We start from the raw sequence: 23,663 nt of genomic DNA on the forward strand, positions 1-23,663 counted from the left end.
CAACGCGGCCCTGAAGGAGGCGGCCGGCAAGGCGCTCCCGCAGGACGTCATCGACCGGTCCCTGAAGAACATCGTGTTCACCGTTGACCCGCTGGCCGGAGCCTTCAACAAGCTGCTGCAGGACGGCGTGGACGCCGGCACCACCAAACTGGCCGACCTCAACGGCATCTTCGACCTCACCACGCTGAACGGCGTCACCGGGCAAAAGACCTCCGCGGCCGGACTCGGCAAGGACTGACCCTCAGGCCAGACCGGCAGTTCCAGTTCAATACAATCCAGTTCAATACAAAGAGGAGATCCGGCGGGAACATTCCCGCCGGATCTCCTCGCTGTTTGTGCTGCACCAGGGGTGAACCAGTCCGCCTGCTGTTCTGAATTCTGCGCCTACAGCGCGCCCTGAAGTTCGTCGAGGACGTAGGACGCCTCGTGGGCCTTCAGCAGATAATGGAAGACAATCGCCGCGGGCGCCGCCTGACTGCCGGTGTATTCCGCCGCCGTCCACGGTCCCCCGGCCACAGCCCCCGCCCAGGCATGGGCCTCGTCCCAGTGGACACCGGCCGGACCGCGCTCGGAAACAAGACGCAGGGCCACCGAAAATCCCACCTCAGCAGGGCCGCCCGAAGCCTGCCGCTGGGCAAAGCCCACGATGTCCACTGACACACCCGGCGTGGTCAAGGACGGCCGGGGCGCCATGGCCGTGGCGGCGCCGTCCAGGCCGCCGGTACCGATGTCCTGACAGGTCAAGGCACACACCTGGTCGCGGAACACAGTCAGTTCCTCGCTGCACTGTGCGCGGATCCTGCGAGCCAAAGCGGTGATCATCGGGACTCCGTTCTTGTCTGTACTTGTGGACCAAACCAACCACTCGGACGGTTAGTCCACAATGCACAAGGACACGGACGGACTCAGGACGCAACACGGCTTAACGAACGGCAGTATGGCGTAAAGAAACGCAGGGCGCAGGCCACCGGCGCAGGCAGCCGGCGGCCGGGATCTAGAGGCGCATTCGTGCCACGAAGCGGAACCTGTCGCCCCGGAAAACCGACCGGGTCCACTCAACAGGACTGCCCTCCGGGTTGAAGCCGAGCCGGTGCACCAGCAGCATCGGGGCCCCCATTTCGACATCCAGCAGCCGGACCTCATCGGGGCCGGCGAGCTTGGTCTCCACCGTGTCCTCCACTTCAATGATGCGGATTCCGTAGTCCTCGCTTAAGGCGGAATACAGCGATCCCCGGGTCTCCACGTTGTGCGCAAGGTCCGGCAGCGCTCCGGCGAGGAAGGCTGTTTCGTGGGCGAGCGGTTCGCCGTTGACCAGCCTGATGCGCTCGACGCGATGGACATCGGTCCCGGGATCCACTCCCAGTCTCCGGGCGGTGACGGGATCGGCGGCCACCGTGCTCATATCCAGGATTTTGGCCGACGCCGTGAGCCCCTGACTCGCCGCGTCGTCGGAAAACGAGGTGAGCTGGCGGACATGCGTGACTTTCGGCGGCGCGACAAAGGTGCCCCGCCCCTGTGTTCGGTCGAGGCGGCCCTCGGCCACGAGTTCCCCGATCGCCTGGCGGACCGTGGTGCGGGACGTCGAGTACTGCTCGGCCAACGCCCGCTCCGTGGGAATCAAGGTGCCCGGGGCTGCGTCCTCGATGAGCGCGAGGATCTGCTCCTTGAGCACGTAGTACTTGGGCAGCGCAGCGGCGTGGGTCTCCATGACTGCGATATTACCTATTGACAGGAAAATTGGTCTACGCCAAAATGGAGAAAATTGGTTTATACCAATTCAGGCACTCGCTTAATGAGAACCCAAACCCCTCCCCTAGGCAGACAAGGACCCAAAGATGTCGTTCCTGCAAGACCTTCGCCAGACGCCCCGTCTGGGCCTCCTGGTCGGCGGCACCGCCGCCACCATCGGGATCATTTACGGCTACGATCTTTCAAATATCGCCGGCGCCCTGCTCTTCATCACCAAGGAATTCCAGCTCTCCACGAGCCAGCAGGAACTGGTGACCACCGCCGTCGTCGTCGGTGAAGTCCTCGGCGCTGTACTGGGCGGCTGGCTCGCCAACCTCTTTGGCCGCAAGGCGTGCATGGTGGGAGTCGCCGGCGCCTATGCCGCCTTCGCCATCCTGAGCGCATTGTCTGCGGACGTCCCCATGCTGCTCATTGCCCGGCTCCTGCTGGGCCTGACGATCGGCATTTCCGTGGTGGTGGTGCCCGTGTTCGTGGCCGAATCCGCGCCCCCGAAGGTCCGGGGCGCCCTGCTCGTCGCCTACCAGGTGGCCACCGTCATCGGCATCATCGTCGGATACCTGGCGGCCTATGCCTTGTCCGCCACCGAAAACTGGCGCCTGATGCTGGGCCTGGCGGCCGTCCCTGCGGCAGCGGTCCTCGCCGTCACGCTCCGGCTCCCTGACACCGCCCGCTGGTACATGATGCGCGGACGCACCGAGGATGCCCGCCGCACACTGTCCTCCATCGAACCGCACACCGACGTGGACGCCGAACTGGCCGACATGCAGCGCGCCATCGGCGACGAACGCGGCGGAGGCCTGCGGGAAATGCTGCGCTCCCCGTACCTCAAGGCCACAGTCTTCGTGGTCGGGCTGGGCTTCTTCATCCAGATCACCGGCATCAACGCCGTGGTCTACTACAGCCCGCGGATCTTCGAAGCGATGGGCTTCACGGGCAACGCCGCCCTGCTTTTGCTCCCTGCCCTGGTCCAGGCCGCCTCGCTGGTTGCCGTCTTCGTGTCGCTGTCCCTGGTGGACAAGGTGGGGCGGCGGCCCATTCTCCTCGGCGGCATCGCGATGATGATCGTCGCCAACATCATTCTCGTTGCCGTCTTCATGGCGGGCCGCGACTTCGGCGGAGCCCTGACCGTCATCGGATTCCTGGGCGTCCTCCTGTTCACCGTCGGCTTTACGTTCGGATTCGGCGCGCTGGTCTGGGTCTACGCCGGGGAATCGTTCCCGGCACGCCTGCGGTCCCTGGGCGCCAGCGCCATGCTGACCTCCGACCTCGTGGCCAACGTCATCGTCGCAGCGTTCTTCCTCACGATGCTGCAGCGCCTGGGCGGAGCCGGGACCTTCGCCGTGTTCGGCGCCCTCGCCGTCGCCGGGTTCATCTTCGTGCACCGCCTCGCACCGGAAACCAAGGGCCGAAACCTCGAAGAAATCCGGCACTACTGGGAAAACGGCGCCCGCTGGCCGGAGCAGACCGGCAGCAAGCCGGCGGCCAAGTAATGCCCCGCGTCCTCGGCCTGGATATCGGGGGCTCTAAGACCCACGCCATCCTGGCGGGCAACGCTGTCAATGACAACGCCGACGACGGCGGGCAGGCTGTCGTCGAGTGCACCGGCGGCAGCGCGAACATCACCTCAGTCGGAGAGCCGGCGGCTTCCGCCGCACTGGACGGCCTCGCCCGCCGGCTCGGCGCCGGAAACCCTGACGGCCACGGAATCCACACCGTCTGCGCCGGCGCTGCCGGGGCAGACACTCCCGAGAGCCGGGACCGGCTCGCGGCCATGCTCTCGCGAAGGTTCCCGGAAGCCCGGATCCAGGTGGTCCACGACACCCGCATCATCCTCGCAGCGGAAAGCCTGGACGCCGGCACGGTCCTGATCTCCGGCACCGGTTCCGCCGCCTGGGCACAGAGCGCGGACGGCCGCGAAGCCAGGGCGGGCGGCTGGGGGTACCTGCTGGGCGACGAAGGAAGCGGCTACGCCGTCACCCGCAGCGCCGTTCGCAACGTACTCACTGAACACGACGCGGGCAAGCCTCCCGGGCCGCTGTCGGTGCGCATCCTGAAACGGACCGGCGCCGCCGAACCCCTGGCGCTGCTGGACCTCTTCTACCGCAACCCGGAACGCCGGTATTGGGCCGGCCTTGCCGGCACAGTGTTCGACGTGGCTGCCATGGGGGACGTGGCCGCCAACGCCATCGCCGAGGACGCCGCCCGGCAACTGGCAGCCTTGGCCGTCGCCGTCAACGAGCGGCTGGGCGGCCTTCCGGGATCCGATGGTCACGGGTCCGGCGCTCCCGGATCAGCAGGTCCACCCGTCCTCCTGGCCGGCGGGATGCTGGTCAACCAGCCGCTCCTGGCCGGCCGTGTCCGGGCGTTTCTGGAAGGACGCGGGCTGACCGACGTCAGGGTCCTGGACCGCGCCCCCGCCTGGGGCGCCGTGAAGCTGGCCCAGGAACTGGCCAACTCCACCGGCGCCGGCATGCCCCACCGTTCGAACCATTCCATCCACTCTCCGGCCTAAAACCATCGCTTCACCATCCATTCGATCAACAGGAGATCCCATGACACCGCCGAACATCACTTTGCCCGCAGCCGGTTCCACCCTTCAGGCGCCGGGGGCGCTGATGGCAGCTGAAATCCTCGAGCAGCCCGACGCCCTCACCCGCCAGCTCGACGTCGGCCGCGCCGACATCCGGCGTCTTGCCGCCACACTTCGCGCCTCAGACGTCCGTTACGTCCTGCTGGCCGCCCGGGGCACGAGCGATCACGCGGCCCTGTACGCGAAGTACCTCATCGAAACGGTGCTGGGGCTGCCCGCCGGGCTGGCCTCGCCGTCGAGCCTCACCGTGTACGGCGCTGAACCGAAGATGAACGGCGTCCTCTGGCTGGCGGTCAGCCAGTCGGGCGGGTCCCCCGACCTGGTGGACTCCACCGCCGCCGCGGCGCGCGGCGGCGCCGTCACCGTGGCCGTGACCAACGCGCCGTCGTCGCCACTGGCGGGTGCCGCCCAGCACCATGTGGACATTCTGGCAGGGCCGGAACGTGCCGTGGCCGCCACCAAGAGCTACACGTCCCAGCTGCTGGCGCTCTGGCTGCTCATCGATGCCTGGGCCGGCGGGGAAGGGGCCGACGCGTCGGTCCTGCCCGGCCACGCCGCCGACGTCCTCGCCGGACCGGAGATACTTGAGGTGGCAGACCGCTACCGGTTCGTCAATCACATCATCACCACGGGGCGCGGTTTCTCCTATCCCACGGCACGAGAGGCGGCGTTGAAACTCATGGAGACGTCCTACCTGGCAGCCCATGCCTTCTCCGGAGCGGACCTCCTGCACGGGCCGTTCGCGATGATTGACGAGGACCGCCCCGTCATCGCCATCGCTTCGCCCGGCGCCGGCGGCCGTGCCCTGCAGCCGGTGCTGGAACGGCTGGCTGAGCGCGGGGCAGACGTCTGCGTTGTCGGCGACCCCGCCGCAGCCCGGCCACTGAACCATCTGGTGCCCCTGCCGGCGGTGCACGAGCAGCTTGCTCCAATCCTTGAAATCCTGCCATTGCAGCGCCTGGCCCACGCCATGGCCGCTGCCCGCCACCGCGACCCCGACGCACCCCGGGGGCTGCGTAAAATCACGGAAACCTGGTGAGTACCACGCTCATTTCCGCAGCCCGTGTCATCGCACCCGGCGCGGTCCTCGAGCCTGGCTGGGTGGAAACCCGGTCCGGCCAGATCAGCGCGGTAGGTGCCGGGTCCCCTCCCCGCGAACCCGACGCAAGCTTTCCGGAAGGGACTGTGGCACCGGGCTTCATTGACGCCCACATTCACGGCGGCGGCGGCTTCAGCTTCAACGATCCGGACCCCGCCGCAGCAGCCGTCAAGATCGCCGCAGTACACCTGGAGCACGGCACCACCACGCTGATGGCAAGTCTCGTCACTGCGCCTTTGGCAGAGCTTAAGACGGCTGTTGCCGCCCTGGCGGGCCTGGTGGAGGATGGCGTGCTGGCCGGAATCCACCTCGAAGGACCCTGGCTCAGCCCCTCCCACCGCGGCGCGCACACCAAAGACCTGCTGCAGTTGCCGGACCCGGCCAGCATCGACCGGCTGATGCTGGCCGGCCGGGGCACGGTACGGATGGTAACGGTGGCACCCGAGCTTGAAGGGGGTCTGGCGGCGATCCGGCAGATCACCGGCCACGGCGCAGTCGCAGCAATCGGCCACACCGGTGCCGGCTATGACCTTGCCCGCCAGGCGATCGCCGCAGGGGCCACAGTGGGGACCCATGTGTTCAACGCCATGCGGCCCTTGCACCACCGTGAACCCGGGCCCGCACTGGCACTGCTGGAAGACCCGAACGTCTTTGCAGAGGTGATTGCGGACGGCGTGCACCTGCACCCGTCGCTGGTCCGCTTCATCTCGGGAAGCCCTGCCCGGGCAGTCTTCGTCACCGATGCGATGGCGGCGGCCTGTGCTTCTGAGGGGACGTACCAGCTTGGCGGGCTTGAAGTCCATGTCGCCAACGGCGAGGCGCGGCTGGCCAGCAACGGCGCCATCGCCGGCAGCGTGCTGACGCTGGACGCCGCCATCCGGCACGCGGTAAACCATGCCGGCCTCCCGCTCGCCGACGCGGTCCGCGCGGCAACCCAGAATCCGGCGGACATGCTGGGGCTCTCCGACGTCGGCCGTCTTGAACCGGGCAGGCGCGCGGACCTGGTGGTGCTCGATGAGGGCCTCAAGGTTGCCGCGACCATGAAGTCCGGCACCTGGTGCCGGCCCGCCGCTCCCGTCAGGCGCCGCCGTTCCGGACGTGCTGGATGAGCGCGTCGAGGATCGGCACCTGGCCTTTTACCAGCTTGGTGCGGGCGTCGGGCTCTGTGGCCCATTTGGCGTCGTCGATCTCCGGGAAGCTGCGGACTGTGCCGGATCCCTTCGGCCATTCCAGCGAAAAGGTGTTGCTCACGATTTCCCCGGGCGCGAAGTCGGACTCGGCTGTAAAGACGGTGACGACCTTGCCCGAGGGTTGCCGGAAGGAGCCCAGCTGGATGTAATCGGCGGAGGGTGGAGGCGCGCCCATCTCCTCGGCGAACTCACGCTTCGCCGCCACCATCGGGTCCTCGTCCTCGAGGTACTCGCCCTTGGGAATTGACCAGGCGTGCGCATCCTTATGGGCCCAGAACGGGCCGCCCATGTGGGCTATCCAGAACTCTAATTCGGATCTGGCCGTCCGCCGGTACAGCAGAATGCCTGCGCTCCAGACCGTCATTGGCTAACCGCGGTCAGTCGTTCTCAGCTCCCTGGTTCAGGACCTGGAAGTCCGGGCCGAGGTTCACTTCGACTTCCGAACCGCTGTTCAGCTGGATCTCCACTTCATAGGCAGAGCCGGGGTCGCGGCCGCCCTCCACGTCGGTAACCGTGCCCGGCCCCACCTTGGCCAGGGCGGCCTGGATCGCCTTGTCGCGGTCGGTCTGGCTCAGCGGGCTCTGGGTGCCTCCGGTCGTGGCCTTGTCATCGTCGAAGGGGTTCCCGGCCGCCGCTGCAACCGTTGCTCCTCCAAGGGCTGCTGCAGCCAGCGCCCCGCCGACAATCCACGCTGTTCTTTTGCGCATGGCAAAGACTCCTCTCACGCTTTTTTCCAGTGTGCGCCCGATCCACGGCATGCACAACGACGGCTTTGTTGCTCAACGGCTGTAGACGCCGGTGATCGTCGCCGAACCGAGCAGGTGTTTCGCCAACTCAGTTCCCAGGCTCGCCGGCCGCGCACCCGCCCGGGTGTCGAGGTCCTCCACACCCAGCGCATAGACCGTGACAATGTAACGGTGCGGGCCGTGCCCGGGCGGCGGCGCGGCACCAAGGTAGCCCCGGAATCCGGCGTCATTCTTCAACTGCACCACGCCGTCCGGAAGCTGCTGTCCGCCCTCGGCCCCTGCCCCCTCCCGCAGCGAGGTGACGTCCGCCGGAAGGTTAAGAACGGCCCAGTGCCAGAACCCGCCGGCACCCGGTGCGTCCGGATCGAACACGGTAACGGCGTAGCTTCTGGTCCCTTCGGGCGCCCCGCTCCAGCTCAGCTGCGGCGATTCATCCTGCCCGCCGGCGTGCATCCTGCCGCTGCGTTGGGCGGGCGGCAGTGTTTCACCGTTCCGGAATGATTCGCTGCTGAGCCCGAACGACGGTACGTCCGGCAGGTCTGAAAATGGACCGGAGGATGTCATGGCTGCCTTTCAGATGGTGGGAACTTCTGCTTCCTCTGCTGCTTCTTCGATGCGGTTGAGTTCCGCCCTGGTGGGCGGGTTGGCGCCGGCACGGGACACCGTTACGGCGGCGGCGCGGCTCGCGTGGGCCAGGAGCGCAGCGAGGCCCTCGGCCGGCAAAGCCCGCAGGTCCGCCCGGTTCTGGGCGCCGTCCAGTCCGCGGTCCACCACCCCGGAGAGCAGCGCCGCCATGAAGGAGTCACCTGCCCCGACGGTGTCCGCCACTTCCACCTTGGGCGCAGCGAACTCAGTTTCACCTGCCGCCGTGATGCCCCACGGTCCGGCCGCACCGCGCGTCACCACCACCATGGCCGGCCCTTCCGAGCCGCCCAGCGACAGCCAGCGGCGGGCGGAATCAAGCACGTCCGCACCAGGGTACAGCCACGCGAGATCCTCGTCGGACGCCTTGACGATGTCTGAGAGGGTCACGAATTTCTCCGCCTGGCGGCGGGCGTAGTCTGCGTCGGTGATGATGCTGGGCCGGCAGTTGGGGTCGAAGCTGATGGTCGCCGCCGGGTGGGAATGTTCGACGGCGGCCAGTACGTCAGCGGCGCCCGGCGCCAGCATGGTGGCAATGGAGCCGGTGTGCAGCAGGGTGGTGCCCTGCAGCATGAAGGGCAGGCGCTCCGCGAGGCCGGGAAGCTCCCAGGCGAGGTCGAACGTGTAGGTGGCCGCGCCGTCGTCGTCCACTAAGGCGGTGGCCACGCTGGTGGGCAGGGAATCCGGGGTCTGCGGGAGCATGACGGAGCTGGCCTTCAGGTGCGCAGCGACGGATTCGCCGTAGGCGTCGCGGCCGTAGCGGCCGACGAACTGCACGGGATGGCCCAGGCGGGCGAGCCCCACGGCGACGTTGAGCGGGCTGCCGCCCACGTGGGCTTCGATTCCGGAGGTGCGCTGGACCACGTCAACGAGGCCCTCGCCTATAACTGTGAGCATGGTCATACTCTGCCAGAGAACGCCGCCCGGCGCTCTGTCCGTCCGGGCACAAACAGCGCGGCGGACTGTTGGGCCCGCCGCGCTGTTGCGGTCACTGGCTGTCTAGGACTTCTTCTTTCCCGGCAGCGCGAGTTTGAAGACCTTGGCCCACGAGGAACCCACCTGCTTGAGCAGCGGTCCCGTGGTGTACGGCAGGCCGTAGCGCTTGCAGATTTCCTGCACCTTCGGGGCAACCTCGCCGTACCGGTTGGACGGCAGGTCCGGGAAAAGGTGGTGCTCGATCTGGTGGGACAGGTTTCCGGTCATGAGGTGCATGAACTTGGAGCCGGAGATGTTGGCCGAGCCGATCATCTGCCGGACGTACCAGTCGCCGCGGGTCTCGCCTTCCACCATTTCCTCGGTGAACGTGTCCGCCCCTTCGGGGAAGTGGCCGCAGAAGATCACCGCATGGGCCCAAACATTGCGGACGGCATTGGCGGTCAGCGTGCCGTACAGCGCCTGCTTGCCCGAGCCGGTCAGCATGGCGACGGCCGGAGTGGCGGCGTAGTCCTTGGTGAACTGTGTGACTACCTTGCGGCCCAGGGCCTTGAGGTCACGCTGCATGGCCTCCTTGGTCTTCTTGCCCTCCTGGTAGTCCACCAGCTCGAGGTCGTAGATGGCGATTCCCCATTCGAAGATGGGAGCCAGGATGGCGTTGTACAGGGGGTTGCCGAGGTTGTGCGGCTTCCACGGCTGGTCGGCGTCCATGCGCAGGAGGTTGTATCCGACGTCGTTGTCCCTGCCCACCACGTTGGTCCAGCGGTGGTGGAGGTCGTTGTGGGTGTGCTGCCACGAACGGGCCGGGGTCACGAAGTCCCACTCCCAGGTGGTGGAGTGGATGTCGGGATCGCGCATCCAGTCCCACTGTCCGTGCAGGATGTTGTGGCCGATCTCCATATTTTCCAGGATCTTGGCGACGCTCAACAGCGTGGTGCCAGTGATCCAGGCGGCCTTGTTGCGGCCCATCAGGAGGGCTGCCCGGCCGGAGATTTCCAGGCCCCGCTGGACCTTGATAACGCGCCGGATGTAGGCGGCGTCGGACGCACCGCGCTTGGCGAGGACCTCATCCTTGATGGCGTCCAGCTCGCGGCCGAGCTCGGCCACCTGCTCGTCGGTAAGGTGAGCGGCCGCGGGCGGTCGCACGAGCGGGCTCCCCGACGTGGCCAGGGCTCCGGGACGGGGTTTGGCCGTCGGCCCGTTGATCGACGTCGATTCTGCGGCTGTGCGGTCAGATATTGCTGTCATGCTTTGTTGCTCCTCAGATCTCGAGGTTAACGGGCCCGGCGGCTGCCGAGACACACGTCTGGATTAGTTGGCCCGGCTCACCATGGACCTCGCCGGTGCGAAGGTCGCGGACGTGGCCGGCGCGCAGCGGCGTGAGGCAGCTGTGGCAGATGCCCATGCGGCAGCCGCTGGGCATGAGGACGCCGGCGTCTTCGCCCACATCCAGCAGCGGGGTGTTCCCGTCCGCCTCCACTTCGCGGTCGGAGGCTTCAAAGGTGACCAGTCCGCCGTCGTGCCCGGCCCCGCCCAGCAGGCTGGTGTTGAAGCGTTCGATGATCAGGTTGATAGGGTCTGCCGCAAACGGTCCCGGCGCCGCCTCCACGTGGGCGGCCGCTTCGGCGGACCACAGCGCCTCGGCGTCGTCCAGGAAGCCCTCGGGGCCGCACGCATAGGCGGCGCGCTGGCGCCAGTCCGGGCAGAGGTCCTCCAGCTGGGCGGGGGATCCGAAGTCCATGCGGCCGCGTTCGCCGGTGTACCAGTGGGTGACGCGGAAGTTGGGGAACTGGTCCGCGAGTTCGGAGAGCTCCTCATGGAAGATGCTGTCCTGCGGGGTCCGGGCCGAGTGGATAAGCACGACGTCGGCATCCGGGCGGTGCGGCACCAAGGTGCGGATCATGGACATGACGGGGGTGATACCGCTCCCCGCGGTGAGCATCAGCAGCGGCCGCGGGTGCTCCGGCAGGACAAAGTCGCCCTGCGGCGGCGCCAGGAACAGCACATCTCCGGGACGCGTGGTCCGGACCAGGACGCCGGACACCGCGCCCACGTCACTCACGGTGATGGCAGGGTCCTGCCCGGCGGGAGCGCTGAGCGAGTAGGAGCGCCAGTGGCGCACGCCGTCGAGTTCCACGCCGATCCGGGCCCACTGGCCGGCCTTATGGGCCTTCCAGCCGCGCCCGGGACGGAAGTGGATGGTGGCAGAGTCCGCCGTTTCCGGCACAACTTTGGTGACGACGCCGCGCAGCTGGCGGGCCGAAAAGACTGGATTAAAAAGCGCGAGAATATCCTCCGGCGCCAACGGGGTGGTCAAAACAGACGCGGCGCGCGCCAATTTACGGAGCCGAATCATGCTGTCCACCACCTGTTGGATTCACCCATTTGTATCTCCTAGTGAAACCGGTGATCGTAATATACAAAACTACCTCAACCCCCGCTATAAGAGTCCCGCAAGCCGGTGCCACTAGCAACCGGGCCGCCGGAACGTGAAAATTTACCCATCAGACATAAATAGTAAGTGTACTTACCGCGCGACGCTCAAGGCCCAGCAGAACCTATTGGCAGGGCTGGTACGCCGCCTCCAGAGTGCTGCTTTGCGATCTACCCCCTGGCTCTGCAACGAACAGACATCGGCGGAGTTCCCGCTCTCTGTCGGATGACCCTCTGCGCGTCATGGCGAAGCCCGGCCGCCGGGATGCGTTGCGCATCAGGTACCGGGGGCCGGGCTTCTGCCTGGACGTGCGTTGAGTCAGTCCTTTTGGACGGTCCGCGTCCGGACTGTCCGTGTCCGGACCAGGGCCGTCGCGCCCGCACCCAGCCCGAGTGCTCCTGCGGTGAGGCCAAGGATGCCGAAGGTGTTGTCCGGAGCGGGCGTGACCGGCGCGGTTGCGGATGCGGCGGTGGTGTCGACGACGGCCTCTGCCGGGGCATGCTCGTCGGCTGCCGCGGTGGTGACGAAGGAGGGAACGGGATGGTTGGGTTCGGCCTGGCCGGGGGTTTCGGCCTCGTTCCAGTTGACGACGGTTCCGTCGGAGTACGCCTGTGCTACCGGCAGCGACACGGTGGTGCCCGCAGAGGGGAGCCGGCCAACGGAGATGGAGAAGGTCTGGTATTCGTGCTGCCCGAGCTGATGGGCGGCGTCCGCGGTCCAGGTGACAGTGGAGGCGGCCTTGGTGATCGTGGCCCCTTCCACGGTGACGGGTGCGGGGAGCTTCGCTTCGGCAACTTTGGCCGACCAGCCGTCCAGGGGCTTGACCGAAACCGACGTGAAGGGCGTGCCCGTGGGGAGGGTGACGGTGAGTTTGGTGGTCTTGGCCGCCTCGGATTCGTTGGGAACCTTGAAGGTCAGCTGGGAGAATCCGCCGGCGGAGGTGGACTCCGGATCGACGTGGACGTGGGCGGAGGCGGCACCGACGCCCAAGGCCATGAGGCCGGCTGCGGCGGCGAGGACGGTGACGGTTTTCAGGGCGCGCGGGGTTGCGGTGTTCATGACAAAGCCTTTCGGGGGTGCTGCCGCTCTCGGACGGAGGACAGCGCGGTGATGGGTGAAGGGAGTCTGCGTCCCGTGCACCCAGCCCCCGTTTTCGAAAGGTCAGGGCAGAGCGCACGGGGCGGCCGCGGGCGGCCCCCGGAGGCTGTTGGTCCGCAGGTTCCGCCAAGGCGCGGGCACGAAGGGCCGGCCTGCGGCCAGGGTCCGTTGGCGGACGGGAATGACCACCGAGGGTTGGGGCAGCTGCACGAGGGGGCGGAGCCAGGCCAGGAGTAACCAGAGTGCCACCTCGCCCCGGCGCAGCAGCCAGGCGGTCACCAGCAGTGCGAAGACGTGGCAGGCGAGCATGGGCGGCGAGTCGGAACCAATGCCGAGGTGAAGCGGCATGGAAGCCGGCCCGGCGGCAGGGCACCCCATGACCATGGCCTGTCCGTGATGTGACATTTGGCCAGCGAGCGACGGCAGGCAAACCGCCGGGGCTGAAAAGGAGGTGAAGGCGTCGTGGAGCAGCAGTTGCCCGGCTCCCAGCACGCCCAGCAGGGTCAGGAAAGAAAGCTCCCGCGCCGCAAGCCACGCCACAGGTATCAGCAGGAGCGCGGCCAGAACGGCAACGGTCCCGGGAGCGGGAAGCGCGCCGCCGCCGAGGACATGCCCCGCGGCGGCCACGGACATCGTCGCGGCCGTGATGAGGACCGCACGGAAGAGGCGCAGTGAATGACGTAGTTCCATCCGCGTCTCCTCCCCTGGGTCCACAACGGTATGACAAGGCTGACGGTAGGCAGGTCAGCGTGGAAAAACCTTGGACGGCTGATGGCCATTCGTTCCGGTGACCGCCCCGGATTGGTGGTTCGCAAAGCTTGTGCGGGCCGTACACTGGGGCGGAAATACTCCCTGATGACAGAGGATGGTGCGCCATGGGTTTCCAGCATTGGAGGAAGCGGGTGCGCGTCCCTGTTGGCGGCCTCGTCCTTGCGGCGCTGGTGGCGCTCCTGTCGTTGGCCCCGCTGACGCCGGCTGCCGCGCACGATGTGATCGAGGCGGCGGAGCCCGCTGACGGATCCGTTGTTGCGGCGGTCCCGGCGGCGGTCCGGCTGACGCTCAACAATCCGCCGATCGCGCTGGGTTCAGAGATCCTGGTCAAGGACGAAAGCGGGACGAGCCAATCCGACGGCCCGGTGGTCATCGTGGACAACCACGTCGACCAGGCGGTGAAGCCCGGCGCGCCGGCTGGCCGGTACACGGTCGTGTGGCGTGTGGTGTCCTCGGATTCACATCCGATCGAGGGACGTTTCAGTTTCACGGCAGGACGCACGAACAGCACCGCGCAGCCCGGAACCGCGGAACTGTCCTCACCCTCCGCCGCTGCCCGGAAACCCGGCGAGGCAACAGGCTTTCCGTGGATCCCGGCCGCGGGGGGAACGGTGCTCGCCGCCGGGCTGCTCGTCACAGGCTTGTACGTGCGTCGTCGCCTGACCGGCAACGACACCGCTGAAGAGCCGTAGGCCCCCGGAGCGGTGCAGCGTCATGATTGCCGTCCGGCGCGGCCCCTGAAACGGGTCTGGCAGTAGAATTTGTGCCACCGCTGCTGTGACCGTTGATCTTCCGGAAAGGACCGCCGATGATGCCCCGTGCCTCGTTCCGGCTTTTCCGCACCGGGCTGATCGGGTCAATCGTCCTAGGTTTCGCGGCCGGTGGGCACCTGGGCGGCGGGGGCCTGCTTCCGCAACCGGCCATCCTGGCGGCTTTGTGTGCCGTGACCATGGTCCCGGTGGCTGCGCTGACCCGATTCCGGCTGTCGTTTCCGGTACTGACCGGCCTCCTCGGCGCCGGACAGCTCTGGCTTCACTGGGCCTTCAACACCCTGTCCGCCGCGTCGCCCCCGGCCGGGGTTCCACAGGCTCTTCTTGCCGGCCACGCCGCGCACCCGGGGACATCCCTGGTCCACGAGACGTTGATGGCCACGCCGATCCATTCGTCCGCGCCCGACGGCTTCATGTTTGCCGTCCACACTGTGGCGACGCTGGGCGCCGCGCTTCTCCTGGCCCGCGGCGAACAGGCCCTCGGGATCCTGGCCTCCTGGCTGCGCCCGTTGCTGCGGCCGCCCGAACCTGCCGCCATCGTTCCGGCCAGGATTCCCGGGCCCTGCACGGTGACCGCCATCCTTCGCCCGGCTCGCCTTGGGCTGCGGCTGCCCACCCGGCGGGGTCCTCCCGTGTTCGCGCCCGCCGCCTAGAGCCAGCCCCTTTCATCCACGGACAGGGGCCGACGGCGGCGCTTCGCCGCTGTCCCGGGCCGCCGCACCGGCCGCCCGTTCCTGATCCGTTTTTACTTGTGAAAGGCACTCCCGCCATGAAGACCTCCGTTCGCCGTACCCTCAAGACTGCTGCCGCCACCACCATGGCCGCAGGACTCCTGGCCGCCGGCGCCGCCGCCGCCACAGCGCACGTCACCGTCGATCCGTCCGCGACCGCCGAGGGCGGATTCACCAAGCTGACCTTCAGCGTCCCGAACGAGTCCCCCACCGCCAAGACCAACCGGCTCGAGGTCAAGCTCCCCACAGATACGCCGCTGACCTCGGTGTCGGTCAAGCCCATGGACGGCTGGAAGGCCCAGGTCATCACCGCCAGCCTGCCCAAACCGGTGAAGGTGGACGGGGCCACCATAACCAAGGCACCCTCAAGCGTCGTCTGGACTGCCGACACTGCACACCAGATCGGGCAGAACGAATTCCAGACCTTCACCCTTTCCGTGGGCAGGCTTCCCGGCGCCGGAACCACCGTGACCTTGCCTGCCGTGCAGGGCTACACCGACGGGACCACCGTCAACTGGTCCGACAAGGCAGAGGCCGCACACGATCACACCGCGACGGCCTCCTCAACGCCGGCGACAGAGGAGCAAGAGTCCCACCCGGCGCCGTCCTTTGTCACGACAGCAGGCGAAACGGCTGAGACGGCACATTCAGCCACCGAGGCCTCGTCAACGACTCCTGCCGCGGCAACATCGTCCAACGGCGGCGACGTCGCCGGCTGGGTCGGACTCGCCGCCGGACTGATCGGCCTCGCCGCCGGCGGGACCGCCCTGGCCCGCACGCGGACTGCCAGGACCAGCTGACCCGCTGACCCGCGCCGGCACTGCCCGCCGGCAATCGCTTCAACGAAACCGCCGCTGGCCTCGCCGGCGGCGGTTTCGCTTCCAGAAAGCGGTTCACCGCTGCACCTAAAGTCCGAGCAGCTCCTGCACGAGTTCCCGGCATTTCCGGTAGGACGAGGCCTTCGGGTCGATCAGCGCGAAGTGGTCGCCCGGGACTTTCACCACCTGGACCGGTGCCCCCGCGGCTCGGGCCGCCGCGGCATAGGCTTCGGACTGGCTCATCGGAACGGTGTCGTCGTCAAGGCCATGGACCGCGTAGACCGGCACGTCCAGCGGAACCGCGCTCATGGGGTCCGCATATTTGTGGCGCTTGGGATACTTTCCGGCCGAGCCGCCCATCAGGTTGGTCACAGCCCCGTTGCTGAGATCAAGCCAGTCGGCCTGGGCGAGGTTGAGCAGCCCGGACTGGCTGACCACTCCCGTCAGATGCACGGCCTCGCCATTGAGGTTCCGCAGGACCTGCCGGTCAGCGTCCGGGGTGCCAAGTCCTGCCAGCCGGTCCCGGCCGGCGGCCCAGACGGCGAGGTGGCCGCCGGCGGAGTGCCCCAGCGCCACCACGCGGCCAAGGTCAAGTCCGTGCTCGTCCGCGATTCCGCGGAGTTTGTCGATCCCCGCCAGCACGTCCTCGAAGGTGTGGGGCCAGCCGCCGCCGTTGCCTGCCCGGCGGTATTCCAGGTTCCAGGCCGCCATCCCGTGGGCCGCAAGGTCCTTGGCCAGTGGCTCGCCCAGCTCGGCACCGTACTGCGAGCGCCAGTAGCCGCCATGGATGACCACCACCACGCCGCGGAATGCCGGACGCCTGGGGTTCCGGGACGAGGACGGCGGCGGCGTTTCCGGCAGGAAGAGCTCGCCCCATTGGCTGGGGTGGTCACCGTACTGGTACTTCTGCCGCTTCACTGCATCCTCCTTGGGTCCCGGTGGGCAGGAGGCGACCAGCGCCTCCGGCGTCACCACTGCCGCGGTGCCCGGCAGTCCATGGGAAAGCGGGGTCCGACGGCGCACATCAGCCATGTGCCGAGCCTACAGTGACGCCGCTCCCGGCGCGCGGAAGGGTGAGCCGCCCGGCCGTCCGCGCGTTGAAGACCGCCGACAACCTGACCGACGACGGCAGCAGCGGGTGGTGTCACACCTGCGACTGTCGCACGCCCTTGATAGTTTGGGAGCATGGCAAGCAACTGGGATCGCCTGGACGTCAGTCAGCGCGACTCCGTGCAGGAAAACGTGGAACTCTATGAGCGCGTCCGGCCTGCCCTGAAGCTTGTCACCCGCGAGGTCCTGCTGACTCTCCGGACCATGCTTAAGGACACCGAGGTCACGCCGCTGTTCGTCACCGGCCGCACCAAGACCGTGGAGTCCTTCCGGGAAAAAATCTCGCGGACTGAGGAGTCCCTGGAGCCGGATGGCCCGAGGGTGCTGAAGTTCCCCGATCCGTTCCGCACGCTCAATGACATGGTGGGCGTCCGCGTCATCACCAAGCTGCCCACGGAAAACGCCGTGGTGGCCAACCTCATCAAACGGCAGCGCCAGCTGTTCGACTGCCGCGGCGACCGCGAGAAGGACATCGGCTCCATTGAGTCCGGGACCTACGGCTACTCCAGCCGCCACCTGATCCTGCGGACCATCCAGAACGAGGCCGTCAAGGAGTACCAGCACGTCTTAAACTCCGAAGCACAGCCCAACGGCAGCTACTTCTTCGAATGCCAGATCCGCACGGTGTTTGCGCACGCGTGGAGCGAGATCGAGCATGACATCCGCTTCAAGGCCGAGGACCCCCGGGCATGGACTCCGCATTTCGACCGCCAGTTCACGGCCACGGCCGCCATGCTGGAAACCGTCGAGAGCGCCTTCGCGGACCTGCATGAACGCTACGAGGAGGTCCGCGGCTACTGGGATCTGGAGGGTGAGGGCGCGGCGCAGCTCACGCCCAACCGCATCCGCGACGTCTGGCGTACGCTGCTGCCGCACGTAGACCGAAAAGTGGATGACGACTGGGGCTGGGCCGCCGAACTCATGGCAGCCCACGGCCTGAACCAGACGGTCCAGCTCGCCGGCCTCCTCAGCGCCAACCGCATCACTGAGGTCCGCAAGGCCCTGGACCACCGCTACTCCCCCGGCCCGGACCGGCTGCTGGATGACCTCCTCCTCTGGCAGTACGGCACCAAACACATTGACCTCACTGCAGAGGCGCCCGACGCCGTTCCACACCCGCGGCGCGACAGCCTCCTGCGGCGGCTGAAACAGATCGAGCGCTACCGCCAGACCAAGAAGTAGGGACCCATGAAACCCGAACAGCTCCAGTCCGTCCGGGCAACACTCCGCTCCCCGCGCCGCCTCAAAACCGAGGCGCTGGCAGGCCTCGTGGTGGCCCTCGCCCTGATCCCTGAGGCCATCGCCTTCTCGGTGATCGCCGGGGTGGATCCCCGGATCGGCCTGTTCGCCTCCTTCACCATGGCCGTGACCATCTCCTTCGTGGGCGGCCGGCCCGCCATGATCTCGGCAGCCACGGGTGCCGTGGCCCTGGTGATCGCCCCGCTGATGCGAAGCCACGGGCTGGACTACCTGATTTCCGCAGTGATCCTGGCCGGCGTGTTCCAGATCCTGCTGGCTGCCCTCGGCGTCACACGGCTCATGCGCTTCATCCCCCGCTCCGTGATGGTGGGGTTCGTCAACGCGCTGGCCATCCTCGTATTCATGGCCCAGCTGCCTGAACTCATCGGTGTCCCGTGGCTCGTTTATCCGCTGGTGGCAGCGGGGCTTCTGATCGTCGTCGGCCTTCCCCGAATCACGACGGCGGTGCCGTCGCCGCTGGTGGCGATCGTGCTGCTCACCGTCGTCACCGTCCTTACCGGCATCGAAGTCCCCGCCGTCCAGGACAAGGGGCAGCTGCCGGAAAGCCTCCCCTCGGTATTCATCCCCAACGTTCCCCTGACCTGGGAGACGCTCCAGGTGGTCGCGCCCTTTGCACTGTCCATGGCGCTCGTGGGACTGCTGGAATCACTCATGACAGCCAAGTTCGTGGATGACATCACGGACACTCGCTCCAACAAGACCCGTGAATCCTGGGGGCAGGGCGTGGCTAACATCCTCACCGGTTTCCTGGGCGGCATGGGCGGCTGTGCCGTGATCGGCCAGACCATGATCAACGTGAAGAGCTCCGGTGCGCGGAGCCGGATCTCCACCTTCCTGGCCGGCGTCTTCCTGCTGGTGCTGGTGGTGGTGTTGGGCGACGTCGTGGGGCTGATCCCCATGGCCGCCCTGGTGGCCGTCATGATTTTCGTTTCGGCTATCACCTTCGACTGGCACTCGGTGGCTCCGGAGACCCTGAAGCGCATGCCGAGGTCCGAGACCGCTGTCATGGTGATTACCGTGGCCACCGTGGTGGCGACGCACAACCTGGCGATCGGCGTCGGCGTCGGGGTGCTCGCGGCGATGGCCATGTTCGCCCGGCGCGTGGCCCACTTCGCCACCGTTGAACGGACCGAGGTGGAGCTGAACGGCAGGACCGTGGCCACGTACACCGTAGACGGCGAACTGTTCTTCGCCTCCTCCAACGACCTCTACACGCAGTTCGACTACGCCCAGGACGCCGAGCCGCGCATCTCCGGAGTGGTCATCGACCTGCACGCCTCGCACCTCTGGGACGCCTCCACCGTCGCCGTACTGGACGCGGTGACGGAGAAGTACCGGCGCCACGGCCGGGAGGTTGAGCTGATCGGCCTGAACTCTGCCAGCATCCAGATGCGCGAAAGGCTGGCCGGTAAACTCAACGCCGGGCACTAATGCATACAGCCCAAAAATCCCGCACATAACAGCGTGTCGTTACCTTAATGTGACTTTCGGCGTTCGCTCGCGTACCGTTGAAACCGTGCCTTCCTCACCGAGGAGGGCGCTCCCGCGCTGATTGCCTAACTCTGCCGCAGCCCGGGATCCTCTCGAAGACCATGTCCGGCAGAGACGGGGAAACCAATTTTCGGCCTGTTTCTACGGGCCTTGGGGTGAAGCCGCACAGTTCCTGATTCCGTTCAGGCGCGCGGCCGGGTGTCTCCCATCCGAATCCGACAGCTCACCTCGCAGGCATCGGGAGAGGCTCCTTCATGTCGTCACGCACTACCCCTGCCCGCCGCACAGCGGCCAGCCGTTCAAACCGCTTCGCTTCCGTCTCCCGCGCTGTCACGGCCAACGCCGGAGGACTGGGACGCCAGGCCGCCGTCATCCTCGCAGCATCGGGACTTGCCTTCACCGGCAGCATGGCAGCGAACGCCGCCAGCGCCCCGGCCCAGAAGAACGCGGCCCCGGCCGCGGCCCCCGAAGCCGTCAGCCACGTACAAGCGCCGCTGAGCGCGGACGCCAGCGTCAAGATCGACTTCGAGCGCCCCGCCGTGAAGTCCACCCCGGCACCCGTGGTGGAAGCGCCCGTGGTTGAAGCACCGGCCCCCGCAACCCCCGCTGCTGCCCCGGCACCTGCTGCCGCTCCGATTGCTGCACCTGTTGCCGCTCCGGCACCGAAAATCGCGCCGGCTCCGAAGATCACCGTCCAGGCCGCCCCGGCCCCCGCAAAGGCTCCTGCTCACGCAGCAGCAGCCGGCAGCGTGAACGCCTCGATGGTCTCGGCGGCCTACGCACAGCTGGGGATCACCCAGGACTGCACCGCGATGGTGGAGAAGGCCCTGGGCGCTTCCGGCATTCCGGTGGGCGACCTCGCTCCGATGCAGTTCATGAACTACGGATCCGTCGTCTCCACCCCCCAGCCCGGAGACATGGTTGTGCAGTCCGGCCACGTGGGAATCTTCGTCGGCGGAGGCAAGGTCCTCAGCGGCGGCATGAACGGTGTCAACGAGACCGTGGTGCACCCGCTGTCCTGGCTGACAGCCACGGGTCCGGTCACCTTCGTGCGAGCCCACGCCTAACAGCCCGCATTCGCTGTGCGCATCACCGCGCACTCCAGCCGCGCGCTGCAACGAGCCGCGCGCTGCAACGAGCCGCGCGCTGGAACGAGCCGCGCGCTGGAACGAGCCGCGCGCTGGAACGAGCCGCGCGCTGGAACGAGCCGGTGTTCCGCTGCCTTGGGGGCAGCGGTGCACCGGCTCTTTCGTGCTCGGCGGGCCCGCCCCACTTAGCCCTGCACGCTGCGGTTGCGCCCCCGGGACTTTGCCTCGTACAGCGCGGCATCGGCGGCGGCGATCGGCTGGTCCAGGCTTGCCGTTCCGGCTTCGATCAGCGCGATGCCGTAACTGACCGTGGGCATCCTGGGCACATCGGGCAGGGCGCCGTCGGCGAGCCGACGGCTGATCTCCGCCGTGATGGTCTCGGCGCGGTAGGGGCTTGCCCCCGGTACCACCAGGATGAACTCCTCGCCGCCATACCTGCCCACGATGTCAGTTGAGCGGACGGTCGCGCGGCAGGCGTCGGCGAAGGCCCGAAGCGCCAGATCGCCGGCCGCGTGGCCGTAGGTGTCATTGATGGATTTGAAGTGATCAAGGTCCGCCAGGATCAGCGATCCAAAGCTCTCGGTCAGCGGGCTGCGGCGCAACTGCTTGGCTGCTCTGTCCAGGAACGCAGAACGGTTGAGAAGGCCCGTGAGGCCGTCCTGGGTGGCGACGGTTCGCAGCGCCCGCGTCTGCTGTTCGGTACTGAGCCCGGCCATGCTGAACGAAACCACCGCCAGGAGCACCATGGTGACAAGCGTGGTTATGGCGGACCCGAAGTAGGCGACAAACGTTGGGCTGTTCGGGCCCTCGGCGATAAACACGACCAGCCGGCCCAGGTAGAACGCCGACACGCCCGCAGCCACGATGGCCATGGGTATACGGACCCTTGAATAGCCCGGCTCCAAGCGCCACAGTTCGCGTGCCGTGAGGCCGATCATCAGGGACATCGACGCCAGGAAAACGGCGCCGCCGGACCAGATGTTCGAACCGGGGTGATCAACAGCGGAAGCTATTCCCGCGGAGACGGGCACGGCGGTGAGGAGCCAGAAGTTGTATCCCGGCGTTCGCAGCGAACGCGCGCCTGCCCAGGCACTGGACGCACCGGCAACGAGCAGGATATTCCCCAACGTATTGGCCCACCACTGCTGGGGCGTGCCGTTGAGGAGAAAGCAGGCGGAACCCGAGAGAAACAGCAGCAAGGCGAGGCACCACCACCCGCTGTACGGGGAGCGCGTACTGCGGAAAGCCGAGAAGTAAAACAAGAGACCCAGGGCCAGAGCCATCACGGCAAAGGCAACCCGCAGTGTTGCCGTGTCGAGCACCATGCCGCATCTCCCCCGAATCCCCATTCATTGCTGACCCAGTATCGCACCGCTGAAGGCTCAACTATCAGGACGCTTACCAAAATTTTTGTAAGCGCCGACACATTTGTCTGACATCTGTTCACGAATTTCCCCGACGCGCAATTCAGTGTCAGCATTATTGGATGCTTGAGGCAACAACAAAACCCGAAACCGCTCCGCTCGCCGCTCCGCTCGCCGCTGACGCCGCCGTCGAGCCCCTGAACCCGGCGCTGGCCGCGGAGGCGAAGATTGCCCGCGTCGCCGTGACCGTTTTCCCCCTGCTGGTGCTCGCCGCCGGCGTGGCGGGCTTCCTTCTCCCCGGTGCGTTCAAACCGCTTGGCCCCGGCGTTCCTTACCTGCTGGGCATCATCATGTTCTGCATGGGCCTGACGCTCACGCCGCCGGATTTCGCGGCGGTGGCCAAGCGGCCTTGGGCGGTGGTGCTCGGCATCGTTGCCCACTACGTGATCATGCCCGGAGCGGGCTGGCTGATCGCACAGCTGCTTCACTTGGAGCCCGCGCTTGCCGTGGGCCTGATCCTGGTGGGTTGCGCACCCTCCGGCACGGCTTCCAACGTGATGGCGTTCCTGGCCAAGGGCGATGTTGCGCTCTCAGTGGCCGTCGCCAGCGTTTCGACGCTCATCGCCCCGATCGTCACTCCGGTGCTGGTGCTCTTCCTCGCCGGATCGTTCCTGAGCATCGACGCCGGGGGCATGGTTCTCGACATCGTCAAGACGGTTTTGTTGCCGGTCATCGCCGGGCTGCTGGCGCGGCTGTTCCTCAAGAACCTGGTCGCAAAGGCACTGCCGGCACTTCCGTGGGCGTCCGCCGTCGTAATTTCCCTGATTGTGGCAGTGGTAGTGGCTGGCAGCGCCAGCAAGATCGTGGCCGCCGGGGGCATTGTGTTCCTCGCCGTGGTTCTGCATAACGGCTTCGGGCTGGGGCTGGGACACCTCGCCGGGAAGCTGGGGCGCCTGGACGACAAGGCCCGCAGGGCGCTGGCTTTCGAGGTGGGCATGCAGAACTCGGGCCTGGCTGCAACGCTCGCCACCGCTCACTTCAGCCCGCTGGCGGCGCTGCCGTCGGCCGTCTTCTCGCTGTGGCACAACATCTCCGGTGCGATCGTGGCCGCGTGGCTCGCCCGGAAGCCGCTGCGCGATTCCTAGAGGCGAAACGGACGCTTAAGCAGACGCCGCCAAGTGCGGACGGTTCCCGGGATCCGCGGCGGGTTTGCGAAGCGCCTTCAGCGCCCCTGCCCAGGCGACCACCTGGCCGAAAAGCCTTTCCAGGTTCTTTTCCGCCATCTCCGAGGGCGTGAAGGTCCGGTAGTTCTCAAATTCCGTGGCCAGCGGCAGCGCTACCTGGGCGCGGACGTCGGCCATCTGGAGTTCAGCAGCCACGCCCCGCAGGTGCTCCACGGCGCGGATTCCACCCGCGCTGCCGTAGCTGACGAAGCCGGCCGCCTTGTTGTTCCATTCCTCGTAGACGTAGTCCAGGGCGTTCTTGAGCGCACCGGGAATCGAGTGGTTGTATTCGCCGGTCACGAAGATGTAGCCGTCAAACCGGGTCACTGCGTCTGCCCACGCTTTGGTGTGCTCCTGGTCGTGGTGGCCCAGGGACGGCGGGAGCGGTTCGTCGAGCAGCGGGAGGTCGTAGTCGGCCACGTCAAGGAGTTCGAACCGGGCGTCAGTGCGTTTGGCGGCGCGCGCCATGACCCAGTCCGCCACCGGCTTTCCCAGCCGGCCCGGCCGGGTGCTTCCAAGAACGATCGCGATCCTTGTCATGGCAGGTCTCCCCTCC

Annotated in this window: 24 protein-coding genes, 1 pseudogene and 1 riboswitch; of the genes and pseudogenes, 12 read left to right on the top strand and 13 right to left on the bottom strand. The window is 67.2% G+C overall.

Annotation, left to right across the window (positions count from 1 at the left end; all coding sequences use genetic code 11):
- Positions 1–238 (top strand): annotated as a pseudogene (locus tag AC1DD3_RS15805) (sulfonate ABC transporter substrate-binding protein); the annotation flags it as partial.
- 146 nt (positions 239–384) lie between these two features.
- On the opposite strand, the gene AC1DD3_RS15810 reads toward AC1DD3_RS15805, so the two are convergent.
- Entirely contained in the window at positions 385–822 is a 438-nt protein-coding gene (locus AC1DD3_RS15810) for a hypothetical protein (protein ID WP_230118157.1), read from the bottom strand.
- A gap of 172 nt (positions 823–994) precedes the next feature.
- The gene (locus tag AC1DD3_RS15815) at positions 995–1,708 is read right to left on the bottom strand and encodes a GntR family transcriptional regulator (protein ID WP_230118158.1); all 714 of its coding nucleotides are present in this window, start codon (positions 1,706–1,708) and stop codon (positions 995–997) included.
- 127 nt (positions 1,709–1,835) lie between these two features.
- On the opposite strand from AC1DD3_RS15815, the gene AC1DD3_RS15820 reads away from it, so the two are divergent.
- The 4 genes from AC1DD3_RS15820 to nagA are packed head-to-tail and all read left to right on the top strand — an operon-like array spanning position 1,836 to position 6,547.
- A complete protein-coding gene (locus AC1DD3_RS15820; protein ID WP_230118159.1) occupies positions 1,836–3,239 on the top strand; it encodes a sugar porter family MFS transporter in 1,404 nt (467 codons plus the stop codon).
- Positions 3,239–4,261 (top strand): N-acetylglucosamine kinase, encoded by a 1,023-nt coding sequence (locus AC1DD3_RS15825; RefSeq protein WP_230118160.1) that lies wholly within the window; start codon positions 3,239–3,241, stop codon positions 4,259–4,261. Before AC1DD3_RS15820 ends, AC1DD3_RS15825 begins: the two co-directional genes overlap by 1 nt.
- Before the next feature lie 40 nt (positions 4,262–4,301).
- Positions 4,302–5,378 (top strand): SIS domain-containing protein, encoded by a 1,077-nt coding sequence (locus tag AC1DD3_RS15830; RefSeq protein ID WP_476882064.1) that lies wholly within the window; start codon positions 4,302–4,304, stop codon positions 5,376–5,378.
- Positions 5,375–6,547, top strand: coding sequence for an N-acetylglucosamine-6-phosphate deacetylase (nagA, locus tag AC1DD3_RS15835; protein ID WP_230118162.1), 1,173 nt, complete (start codon positions 5,375–5,377; stop codon positions 6,545–6,547). Before AC1DD3_RS15830 ends, nagA begins: the two co-directional genes overlap by 4 nt.
- On the opposite strand, the gene AC1DD3_RS15840 is transcribed toward nagA, so the two are convergent.
- From AC1DD3_RS15840 to AC1DD3_RS15875, 8 genes are all read right to left on the bottom strand, one after another.
- Positions 6,516–6,992, bottom strand: a complete 477-nt coding sequence (locus AC1DD3_RS15840; protein WP_476882065.1) for an NUDIX hydrolase — start codon at positions 6,990–6,992, stop codon at positions 6,516–6,518. The two genes, nagA and AC1DD3_RS15840, sit on opposite strands and share 32 nt — an antisense overlap.
- Positions 6,993–7,005: 13 nt before the next feature.
- A complete protein-coding gene (locus AC1DD3_RS15845) occupies positions 7,006–7,335 on the bottom strand; it encodes a PepSY domain-containing protein (RefSeq protein WP_230118164.1) in 330 nt (109 codons plus the stop codon).
- Between the two features lie 72 nt (positions 7,336–7,407).
- Positions 7,408–7,938 carry a YbhB/YbcL family Raf kinase inhibitor-like protein gene (locus tag AC1DD3_RS15850; protein WP_230118165.1) on the bottom strand — a complete coding sequence of 177 codons (531 nt, stop codon included), beginning with the start codon at positions 7,936–7,938 and terminating at the stop codon, positions 7,408–7,410.
- A 9-nt stretch (positions 7,939–7,947) separates the two neighbouring features.
- Entirely contained in the window at positions 7,948–8,913 is a 966-nt protein-coding gene (locus AC1DD3_RS15855) for a carbohydrate kinase family protein (protein ID WP_230118166.1), read from the bottom strand.
- Positions 8,914–9,015: 102 nt separating this feature from the next.
- On the bottom strand, positions 9,016–10,197 hold the full coding sequence (locus tag AC1DD3_RS15860; protein WP_230118167.1) for a fatty acid desaturase family protein: 1,182 nt from the start codon (positions 10,195–10,197) through the stop codon (positions 9,016–9,018).
- 13 nt (positions 10,198–10,210) lie between these two features.
- A complete protein-coding gene (locus AC1DD3_RS15865; RefSeq protein ID WP_230118240.1) occupies positions 10,211–11,305 on the bottom strand; it encodes a ferredoxin reductase in 1,095 nt (364 codons plus the stop codon).
- 396 nt (positions 11,306–11,701) lie between these two features.
- Positions 11,702–12,442 carry a YcnI family copper-binding membrane protein gene (locus AC1DD3_RS15870; protein WP_476882066.1) on the bottom strand — a complete coding sequence of 247 codons (741 nt, stop codon included), beginning with the start codon at positions 12,440–12,442 and terminating at the stop codon, positions 11,702–11,704.
- 102 nt (positions 12,443–12,544) lie between these two features.
- Positions 12,545–13,171 carry a hypothetical protein gene (locus AC1DD3_RS15875; protein WP_230118169.1) on the bottom strand — a complete coding sequence of 209 codons (627 nt, stop codon included), beginning with the start codon at positions 13,169–13,171 and terminating at the stop codon, positions 12,545–12,547.
- A 185-nt stretch (positions 13,172–13,356) separates the two neighbouring features.
- Between AC1DD3_RS15875 and AC1DD3_RS15880 the strand changes: the two genes are divergently transcribed.
- From AC1DD3_RS15880 to AC1DD3_RS15890, 3 genes are all read left to right on the top strand, one after another.
- Positions 13,357–13,944, top strand: coding sequence for a copper resistance CopC family protein (locus AC1DD3_RS15880; protein WP_230118170.1), 588 nt, complete (start codon positions 13,357–13,359; stop codon positions 13,942–13,944).
- 116 nt (positions 13,945–14,060) lie between these two features.
- Complete coding sequence (locus AC1DD3_RS15885) at positions 14,061–14,675, top strand: hypothetical protein (protein WP_230118171.1); 615 nt, start codon at positions 14,061–14,063, stop codon at positions 14,673–14,675.
- Positions 14,676–14,791: 116 nt separating this feature from the next.
- Complete coding sequence (locus tag AC1DD3_RS15890; protein WP_230118172.1) at positions 14,792–15,553, top strand: YcnI family copper-binding membrane protein; 762 nt, start codon at positions 14,792–14,794, stop codon at positions 15,551–15,553.
- A 105-nt stretch (positions 15,554–15,658) separates the two neighbouring features.
- On the opposite strand, the gene AC1DD3_RS15895 is transcribed toward AC1DD3_RS15890, so the two are convergent.
- Positions 15,659–16,489 carry an alpha/beta hydrolase gene (locus AC1DD3_RS15895; RefSeq protein WP_230118241.1) on the bottom strand — a complete coding sequence of 277 codons (831 nt, stop codon included), beginning with the start codon at positions 16,487–16,489 and terminating at the stop codon, positions 15,659–15,661.
- A 267-nt stretch (positions 16,490–16,756) separates the two neighbouring features.
- Between AC1DD3_RS15895 and AC1DD3_RS15900 the strand changes: the two genes are divergently transcribed.
- The 3 genes from AC1DD3_RS15900 to AC1DD3_RS15910 all read left to right on the top strand — a co-directional run bounded on the left by AC1DD3_RS15900 (position 16,757) and on the right by AC1DD3_RS15910 (position 20,499).
- On the top strand, positions 16,757–17,863 hold the full coding sequence (locus AC1DD3_RS15900; RefSeq protein WP_230118173.1) for a GTP pyrophosphokinase: 1,107 nt from the start codon (positions 16,757–16,759) through the stop codon (positions 17,861–17,863).
- A 6-nt stretch (positions 17,864–17,869) separates the two neighbouring features.
- A complete protein-coding gene (locus AC1DD3_RS15905; RefSeq protein WP_476882067.1) occupies positions 17,870–19,372 on the top strand; it encodes a SulP family inorganic anion transporter in 1,503 nt (500 codons plus the stop codon).
- A 122-nt stretch (positions 19,373–19,494) separates the two neighbouring features.
- Positions 19,495–19,683: riboswitch (cyclic di-AMP (ydaO/yuaA leader) on the top strand.
- A 3-nt stretch (positions 19,684–19,686) separates the two neighbouring features.
- Positions 19,687–20,499 carry a C40 family peptidase gene (locus AC1DD3_RS15910; RefSeq protein ID WP_230118175.1) on the top strand — a complete coding sequence of 271 codons (813 nt, stop codon included), beginning with the start codon at positions 19,687–19,689 and terminating at the stop codon, positions 20,497–20,499.
- A 206-nt stretch (positions 20,500–20,705) separates the two neighbouring features.
- On the opposite strand, the gene AC1DD3_RS15915 is transcribed toward AC1DD3_RS15910, so the two are convergent.
- Positions 20,706–21,845: a GGDEF domain-containing protein gene (locus AC1DD3_RS15915; RefSeq protein WP_230118176.1), complete on the bottom strand. Its 1,140-nt coding sequence runs from the start codon at positions 21,843–21,845 to the stop codon at positions 20,706–20,708.
- Between the two features lie 161 nt (positions 21,846–22,006).
- Between AC1DD3_RS15915 and AC1DD3_RS15920 the strand changes: the two genes are divergently transcribed.
- Positions 22,007–23,029 carry a bile acid:sodium symporter family protein gene (locus AC1DD3_RS15920; RefSeq protein WP_230118177.1) on the top strand — a complete coding sequence of 341 codons (1,023 nt, stop codon included), beginning with the start codon at positions 22,007–22,009 and terminating at the stop codon, positions 23,027–23,029.
- Between the two features lie 15 nt (positions 23,030–23,044).
- Here AC1DD3_RS15920 and AC1DD3_RS15925 read toward each other — a convergent pair whose 3' ends face one another.
- A complete protein-coding gene (locus AC1DD3_RS15925) occupies positions 23,045–23,647 on the bottom strand; it encodes an NADPH-dependent FMN reductase (protein WP_230118178.1) in 603 nt (200 codons plus the stop codon).
- Positions 23,648–23,663 lie beyond the last annotated feature (16 nt).

This window comes from Arthrobacter sp. 05T444, assembly GCF_056395905.1.

Bases quoted from the DNA above. Each gene is read 5' to 3' on its own strand.
- AC1DD3_RS15810 (WP_230118157.1), bottom strand. From the start codon at position 822: ATGATCACCGCTTTGGCTCGCAGGATCCGCGCACAGTGCAGCGAGGAA.
- AC1DD3_RS15815 (WP_230118158.1), bottom strand. From the start codon at position 1,708: ATGGAGACCCACGCCGCTGCGCTGCCCAAGTACTACGTGCTCAAGGAG.
- AC1DD3_RS15820 (WP_230118159.1), top strand. From the start codon at position 1,836: ATGTCGTTCCTGCAAGACCTTCGCCAGACGCCCCGTCTGGGCCTCCTG.
- AC1DD3_RS15825 (WP_230118160.1), top strand. From the start codon at position 3,239: ATGCCCCGCGTCCTCGGCCTGGATATCGGGGGCTCTAAGACCCACGCC.
- AC1DD3_RS15830 (WP_476882064.1), top strand. From the start codon at position 4,302: ATGACACCGCCGAACATCACTTTGCCCGCAGCCGGTTCCACCCTTCAG.
- AC1DD3_RS15840 (WP_476882065.1), bottom strand. From the start codon at position 6,992: ATGACGGTCTGGAGCGCAGGCATTCTGCTGTACCGGCGGACGGCCAGA.
- AC1DD3_RS15845 (WP_230118164.1), bottom strand. From the start codon at position 7,335: ATGCGCAAAAGAACAGCGTGGATTGTCGGCGGGGCGCTGGCTGCAGCA.
- AC1DD3_RS15850 (WP_230118165.1), bottom strand. From the start codon at position 7,938: ATGACATCCTCCGGTCCATTTTCAGACCTGCCGGACGTACCGTCGTTC.
- AC1DD3_RS15855 (WP_230118166.1), bottom strand. From the start codon at position 8,913: ATGCTCACAGTTATAGGCGAGGGCCTCGTTGACGTGGTCCAGCGCACC.
- AC1DD3_RS15860 (WP_230118167.1), bottom strand. From the start codon at position 10,197: ATGACAGCAATATCTGACCGCACAGCCGCAGAATCGACGTCGATCAAC.
- AC1DD3_RS15865 (WP_230118240.1), bottom strand. From the start codon at position 11,305: ATGATTCGGCTCCGTAAATTGGCGCGCGCCGCGTCTGTTTTGACCACC.
- AC1DD3_RS15870 (WP_476882066.1), bottom strand. From the start codon at position 12,442: ATGAACACCGCAACCCCGCGCGCCCTGAAAACCGTCACCGTCCTCGCC.
- AC1DD3_RS15875 (WP_230118169.1), bottom strand. From the start codon at position 13,171: ATGGAACTACGTCATTCACTGCGCCTCTTCCGTGCGGTCCTCATCACG.
- AC1DD3_RS15880 (WP_230118170.1), top strand. From the start codon at position 13,357: ATGGGTTTCCAGCATTGGAGGAAGCGGGTGCGCGTCCCTGTTGGCGGC.
- AC1DD3_RS15885 (WP_230118171.1), top strand. From the start codon at position 14,061: ATGATGCCCCGTGCCTCGTTCCGGCTTTTCCGCACCGGGCTGATCGGG.
- AC1DD3_RS15890 (WP_230118172.1), top strand. From the start codon at position 14,792: ATGAAGACCTCCGTTCGCCGTACCCTCAAGACTGCTGCCGCCACCACC.
- AC1DD3_RS15900 (WP_230118173.1), top strand. From the start codon at position 16,757: ATGGCAAGCAACTGGGATCGCCTGGACGTCAGTCAGCGCGACTCCGTG.
- AC1DD3_RS15905 (WP_476882067.1), top strand. From the start codon at position 17,870: ATGAAACCCGAACAGCTCCAGTCCGTCCGGGCAACACTCCGCTCCCCG.
- AC1DD3_RS15910 (WP_230118175.1), top strand. From the start codon at position 19,687: ATGTCGTCACGCACTACCCCTGCCCGCCGCACAGCGGCCAGCCGTTCA.
- AC1DD3_RS15915 (WP_230118176.1), bottom strand. From the start codon at position 21,845: ATGGTGCTCGACACGGCAACACTGCGGGTTGCCTTTGCCGTGATGGCT.
- AC1DD3_RS15920 (WP_230118177.1), top strand. From the start codon at position 22,007: ATGCTTGAGGCAACAACAAAACCCGAAACCGCTCCGCTCGCCGCTCCG.
- AC1DD3_RS15925 (WP_230118178.1), bottom strand. From the start codon at position 23,647: ATGACAAGGATCGCGATCGTTCTTGGAAGCACCCGGCCGGGCCGGCTG.